Here is a 5048-nt window from a genome sequence, read left to right as displayed (position 1 = left end):
GTTCCATGGCTGACCTCCGTGCTTGTGGGTAGAATGTGCCGAGAGCACATTGCGGCTCTGGCCTCCCATAGGCTAACCCGCGTGGTGAGCCGGGGGTCAGCCTTTCGACGCGGAAGTCATAATGTCTAGACGGCCTATATCGTAACGCCACCAGGAGGCTCAGCAGTGGCGCGGAAGCTGCCGGCGATTCATCCCGGCGAGATTCTTCTCGGGGAGCTTCTGAATCCCGTGGGCATCAGCCAGTATCAGCTGGCGAAGAATATCAGCGTCCCACCCCGTCGGGTTAACAAGATCGCACACGGTCAGCGGTCGATCACGACCGATACCGCGCTCCGTCTGGCGCGGTATTTTAGGACCTCTGAGCGGTTCTGGCTCAACGTGCAGAGCCTGTACGAGGTCGAGAAGGAGCGGCTTGGGAGGCGGTTAGAGCGCGAGGTGGCGGTGCTGGGCCTGGCCTAGCCACCGCGGCTGACCGCGAGCCCCAGATAGACGGCGGCGGCGCCGAGGAGGATCACCGCCCGGTCGATCCACGCCATCGCCCGGAGCTCGCGGGCCCCGCTCCGCCCCGCTTCCGCCTCGCGGGCCAGCCTCGACACCAGCCCGAAGTCCCGGTGGGCGGCTAGCATCAGCGCCACGATCACCAGGAAGATCTTCAGCGCGAGCAGCGTCCCGGCGCGCGTCTCCACCAGCACGCCCAGGCTCACGCGGGAGAGGTTGTGGAGCCCGCTGAGGACGAGCACCAGGATCGCGACCCAGGCGACGGGGCGGGCGCGCCGGAGCATCCGCGCTCCGACCTGGAGCCCTCCATCCCGCTTGAGGGCGGGCAGGAGGACGTGACTCTGAAAGAGGAGCCCGCCCAACCAGACCACCGCCGCGAGAAGATGGAGCCAGAGGCCCAGGAGCCTCAGCGCGGGGCGCCTCCGTCGAGAAGCGCCGCAGCGGCGCCGTGAACGTCCGAAAAGTCGGGGAAGAGGAGGTCCGGACCGCAGGCCGCGAGCTCCCCCGCGCTGTGCTGCCCCGTCGCCACGGCCACGGCCACAGCGCCGAAGGCCCGAGCGCAGCCGATGTCGAGCGGCGTGTCGCCGATCACCAGCACCCGCTCGGGAGCGATCGGCCGTCCCACCAGGGCCTCCGCCCGACGGACGGCGACCGCGGGCAACCGGGAGCGGTCGGCGTCGTCGGAGCCATACGCCCCGACGCTGAAGTGGGACCAGAGGCCCGTCGGCGCCAGCTTGATCCGCGCGCCGCCCTCGATGTTTCCGGTCAGCAGCCCGACGACCGCCCCGGGAGATCCGGCAAGCCGCGGCACCAGCTCGCCGATCCCGGGCATGAGCGCCACCCGTTCGCCGCTGCCAATCTCGGCGGCAAGCTCCTCGAGGTACCGCGCATAGAAGGCGGAGAGTCCGGCGGCGATCGTTCCGGGCTCGAGCCCGGCGGCGGCCATGAGGTCGGCCACGATCTGGGGATCCGTCTTCCCCCTGAAGTCGTAGCGCTCGATGGGGCCCGTCACGCCGAAGACGGCGGCAAACGCCCGGGCCATCGCCCGGCGTCCGGCGCCCCGAGCCCTCACCAGGGTGCCGTCCACGTCGAAGAGAATCAGGCGCATCAACGAGCAGACCTTGAGAGCCCCAGCGACCGGAGCCGCACGACGACGGACGGGAGCAGGCTGAGCACGGCCTCGACCTCCGCGGCCGTGGTCCACCGGCCCAGCGTGAAGCAGAGCGAGCCCTCGGCCTCCTCGGCGTCGCAGCCGATGGCGCGGAGCACGTGGGACGGCTCGCGCGTTTTCGAGCTGCACGCGGAGCCGGAGGACGCGGCCACGCCCGAGAGGTCGAGGTCCATGAGAACACTGTCAGCCTTCGCCCCCCGGAGGCACACGCTCGCGTGATGCGGCAGCCGGTCGGCCCGCGGGCCGGTGAGCCGGCAGTCCGACACCGCCGCCAGCAGACCGGTGATCAGCCGATCCCTCAGCTCTCGCAGCCGGCCCGCCTCCGCCTGGCCTTCGAGGCGCGCCAGCTCGGCCGCGACCCCCATGCCGACAATCGCCGGAAGGTTCTCGGTCCCCGAGCGGTAGCCGCCTTCCTGGCCGCCTCCGAGGATCTGCGGATGGAACCGGACCTCGGGTCTCACCCAGAGGGCCCCCGTGCCCGGCGGGCCGCAGAGGTCGTTGCCGGAGAGCGTGACGAGACCGATGCCGAGCTCGTCCACCGAAAGCGGGATCCGTCCCGCCACACCGACCGCGTCCACGTGGAAGGGCAACCCGCGCTCTCGGGCGACCCGCGCGAGGGCGGCGATGGGCTGGACGGTCCCGATCTCGGGATTGGCGGCCTGGATGGAGGCCAGCACGGTGTCGGGCCGGATCGCGCTGGCGAAGCGCTCCGGATCCACCCGCCCGTCACCGTCGACCGCCAGATAGGTCACCGTGAATCCGCGCTTCTCGAGATCCCGGCACGGGTTCAGCACGGAGATGTGCTCGACGGACGAGGTGACGACGTGGCCACCGGCCGCTCGGAGCGCGACCCCCTTGATCGCCAGGTTGTTGGCTTCGGTGGCGCCCGAGGTGAAGATGACGCCGCCGACCGCGCCCCCCACGAGGCGCGCCACCTTCACCCGGGCCGCCTCCAGCGCCCGCTGGGCCTCGTGCCCGAGCGAGTGCACCGCGGACGGATTGCCGATCCCGCCCTCGAGGAATGCCCCCATCACCGCGAGCACCCGCGGGTCCACCGGCGCGAACCCGCCATAGTCGAGGTACGCCCGCAGCGCCCCCGCGGCCGCACCCGCCAGCTTACCGGCTCTTGCGGACGAGGAAGCGGTAAACCGAGCCATTCTTGCCGATCTCCACCAGCTCGTGGCCGGTCCGTCGGGTCCAGCTCTTCATGTCCGGTTCGGAGGATGGATCATCGGAGAGCATCTCGAGCACCTGCCCCACCGCCAGCTCCCGGATCGCCTCTCCGGTCTTGACGATGGGCATCGGACAGAAGAGTCCCAGGCAGTCGATCTGCTTGTCGGGCGCAATCACCGTAGCGTGAATTCCCCGCGCGCGAGGCGCGACACTCTCTCAACGGTACCCGGAGGGAGCGGCAGTGTCAAGAAAACCGCGCAAATTCTCGTTGACAGCCCCCGGAAGCGCGCCCAAAATAATCGTTAGCCTCATGCCGACACCTCGACCACGTCGCGTTCCGTTTTCCAGGTACCGCATCAAGCGGAAGGTCATTCTCGCGGTGCTCCTCTCCTCGATCATCCCGCTCATGATCCTGACCTACGTGCTGCTCGATCCGGAAAGCCACGCGGCGCAGGTCACCGCGCTCCAGGCGCTCATCGTTTTCACCGCCCTCCTGATGGCTGGCGGCCTCTACGTGATCTGGGACGTGGCGACCGCCGTGGCCCGCGCCGCCGAGGCCGCGGCCTCGGCGCGGCCGCTCGAGGAATTCGAAGGCCGCCTCGACGAGGTGGGCACGCTCGCGTCGTCGTTCGGGCACATGCTCTCGACCATCAACCAGCAGACCAGCGAGATCAACGCCTTCGGCGCGCGCCTGGACTCCGCGCGCAGGGAACTCGAGGTCTCCGACGCGCCGCTGAAGAACCTGTTATTCAAGGACGAGGTGACCGGCCTCTACAACCGCCGGTTCCTCATGTTCCGCCTGGAAGAGGAGCTCAGTCGCTACCGCCGCTTCAACCATCCGGCATCCGTCGTCCTGGCGGACCTCGACGGCTTCAAGGAGATCAACGACACGCTCGGACACGCGGTCGGGGACGAAACGCTCCGGGAAGTCGGACAGCTCCTGGTCACGCACTCGCGCGGGATGAACGTCATCGCCCGGTACGGGGGCGACGAGTTCGCGATCCTGCTGGTGGAGACGCCGAAGTCGGGCGCGCGTCTCTACGCCGAGCGGATGCGCCAGCTCATCGCCGGGTGTTCGTTCGGCCACGGGCGGCGTCTCACCGCGAGCTTCGGGATCGCCAGCCTGCCGGAGGATGTGAGCGCGTCCGCCGACGACCTGATCCGCGCCGCCGACGAGGCGCTCTACGCGGCCAAGCGAACGGGGAAGAACGTGGTCGCGGGCTACGAGCCCGGCGCCGTCGAGCTGGAGACCAAAGACAAGGTGGACTGACCGTGTCCGAACCCCGACAGGTCCTCATCGTGGACGACGACCGTCAGGTCCGCGAGGTCCTCCACGAGGTCCTCCTGGCCAACGGCTACAAGTGTCACCTGGCGAACGACGGACGGGAGGGGCTCGAGCTGTTCCGCGCCAGCCGCCCGCCCCTCACCGTCACCGACATGAAGATGCCGGTCATGGACGGGCTCCAGTTCCTGAAGGCCGCGCGCGCGCTCGACCCCGACGCGGCGATCATCATGCTGACCGGGGTCGCCGATATCAAGACCGCCATCGAGAGCCTCAAGCACGGCGCCTACGACTACATCGTCAAGCCGGTGAACATGGACGAGATCCTCATCGCGGCCGAGCGGGCCCTCGAGCGCCGGCAGCTCATGATCGAGCGGCGCGAGTACCAGACCATGCTGGAGCGCAGGGTCGAGGAGGCGACGCGGGACCTGGCCGCGGCGCTGAAGGAGCTCCAGGTGACCTACTGGACCACGCTCGAGGCGCTGGGCTCCGCGCTCGACACCCGCGACGTCGGCACCGAGGCGCACTCCCGGCGGGTGCACGGCTACGCGCTGACGACGGCCCGCGCCCACGGCGTGCCCGAGGAGCTCATCAAGGACATCGAGCACGGCGTGCTGCTCCACGACATCGGGAAGATCGGGATCCCGGACGCCATCCTCCTGAAGCCCGGGCCCCTCACGCCGGAAGAGTGGAAGATCATGCGTACCCACCCCGAGGTGGGGCGGAGGCTCGTCGAGCGGATCCCGTTCCTGCGCCAGGCGGCGCCGATCGTCTACCACCACCACGAGCGGTGGGACGGCACCGGGTACCCGCTGGGGCTCAAAGGCGAGCAGATCCCCCTCGGCGCCCGGATCTTCGCCGTCGTCGATGCCTTCGACGCGATGACGTTCGACCGGCCGTACTCGAAGGCCATCTCCTTCGAGG

7 protein-coding genes are annotated in these 5048 nt (G+C 69.4%); 3 read left to right on the top strand and 4 right to left on the bottom strand.

The genetic code is table 11. The features are described 5' to 3' along the window. The first annotated feature begins 177 nt into the window (after positions 1–177). Positions 178–459 (top strand): HigA family addiction module antidote protein, encoded by a 282-nt coding sequence (locus tag HY726_11175; protein MBI4609559.1) that lies wholly within the window; start codon positions 178–180, stop codon positions 457–459. Here the strand turns inward: HY726_11175 and HY726_11170 are convergent. Genes HY726_11170 through HY726_11155 form a run of 4 tightly spaced genes read right to left on the bottom strand, consistent with a single transcriptional unit; the run spans position 456 to position 2971 of the window. Then, positions 456–860, bottom strand: a complete 405-nt coding sequence (locus HY726_11170) for a CopD family protein (protein ID MBI4609558.1) — start codon at positions 858–860, stop codon at positions 456–458. The two genes, HY726_11175 and HY726_11170, sit on opposite strands and share 4 nt — an antisense overlap. A 44-nt stretch (positions 861–904) precedes the next feature. Next, positions 905–1606 carry an HAD family hydrolase gene (locus HY726_11165; GenBank protein MBI4609557.1) on the bottom strand — a complete coding sequence of 234 codons (702 nt, stop codon included), beginning with the start codon at positions 1604–1606 and terminating at the stop codon, positions 905–907. Further along, positions 1606–2826: a cysteine desulfurase gene (locus HY726_11160; GenBank protein ID MBI4609556.1), complete on the bottom strand. Its 1221-nt coding sequence runs from the start codon at positions 2824–2826 to the stop codon at positions 1606–1608. Before HY726_11160 ends, HY726_11165 begins: the two co-directional genes overlap by 1 nt. Further along, on the bottom strand, positions 2786–2971 hold the full coding sequence (locus tag HY726_11155; protein ID MBI4609555.1) for a sulfurtransferase TusA family protein: 186 nt from the start codon (positions 2969–2971) through the stop codon (positions 2786–2788). The genes HY726_11160 and HY726_11155 overlap by 41 nt, the downstream gene beginning before the upstream one ends. A gap of 181 nt (positions 2972–3152) precedes the next feature. Between HY726_11155 and HY726_11150 the strand changes: the two genes are divergently transcribed. Both HY726_11150 and HY726_11145 read left to right on the top strand, forming a co-directional pair. Beyond that, positions 3153–4112: a GGDEF domain-containing protein gene (locus tag HY726_11150; protein ID MBI4609554.1), complete on the top strand. Its 960-nt coding sequence runs from the start codon at positions 3153–3155 to the stop codon at positions 4110–4112. A 2-nt stretch (positions 4113–4114) separates the two neighbouring features. After that, a partial coding sequence (locus tag HY726_11145) for a response regulator (GenBank protein MBI4609553.1) occupies positions 4115–5048 on the top strand: 934 nt, incomplete at its 3' end.

The organism is Candidatus Rokuibacteriota bacterium (genome assembly GCA_016209385.1).
Taxonomy (GTDB): domain Bacteria; phylum Methylomirabilota; class Methylomirabilia; order Rokubacteriales; family CSP1-6; genus JACQWB01.
Note: the sequence above shows the minus strand (reverse complement) of the source record. Positions and strands in the feature narration are given on the sequence as shown.